A 942-nucleotide genomic window follows, 5' to 3' on the forward strand; every position below is an offset into this window, starting at 1 on the left:
CGTCGCCCGCGACCTCGATCTCATCCGCGCCACCCTCGGCGAAGAGAAGATCAGCCTGCTTGGCTACTCGGACGGCACCTACCAGTGCGCCGTGTACGGCTCGATGTTCGGGGAGCGTGTGGACCGCCATGTACTGGATTCCAGCGTGGACCCGAGGGCGTTGTGGCGTGGCCAGTACATGACGCAGGCCGTGGCGATCCGGCGCAATGTCGATGCCTGGGCAGGCTGGGTGGGTGAGCACCACAGTGTCTACGGTCTGGGGGCCGACCCGGTGGCCGTACTGGCATCCGTCGAGGAGATCGGGGAGCGGCTGGCGGCGGCTCCGCTGGGCGGGGTGGACCGCACCGTACTCGACGGGCTGGTGGGGGTTGGTGCCACGCACCGCCCGTTGTGGGGTGAGCTGGCGACGACCGTGGTGGCCCTGGGGGCGGGGGAGTACGCGGCGGTCGAGGCCGCCTGGCTGCTCGCGGCTCCGGAGTGGGAGCAGCCCGCTCCCGGCGTCACCGAGGTCTCCGGTCTGGTCGAGGCGACGACGAGCGAGGGCGAGTGGCCCAGCGACCTCGAGGTCTACTACCGCGACATGCGCCACTACCGTCGCCACTACTTCTACGGCTACGGGGTGCTGCGCGCCCAGCCGTGGGTCGCGGCGTTCCGCAGCCAGCCACCGCGCGAGGCGCTGACCGAGGTCGCGCGTAACGGTTATGAGCCCGGCCTGGTCGTGCATGCCCAGGGGAACCCGACCCTCTCCTACAACGGCGCCGTCGACATGGCCGCCCGGCTGGGTGACCGGCTGGTGACGGTGGCGGACGACGGCAGCAACGAGGTCTTCGCGGTCCGGGGGCACCAGGAAGTGGACCGTACGGTCGTCGACTACCTCGTCGACGGCACACTGCCCGAGAGCAACCTGATCCTGCCCAGCACGCCCCGCCCCGCCCCCACCGC

At 71.0% G+C, this 942-nt stretch carries 1 protein-coding gene; it reads left to right on the forward strand.

Annotated features, from left to right (window positions below; translation table 11 throughout):
- The coding region (locus tag U9R90_RS36455) for an alpha/beta fold hydrolase (RefSeq protein ID WP_411061793.1) at positions 1-942 on the forward strand (942 nt) is incomplete at both ends.

Source organism: Streptomyces sp. E11-3 (assembly GCF_046540415.1).
Lineage (GTDB): Bacteria > Actinomycetota > Actinomycetes > Streptomycetales > Streptomycetaceae > Streptomyces.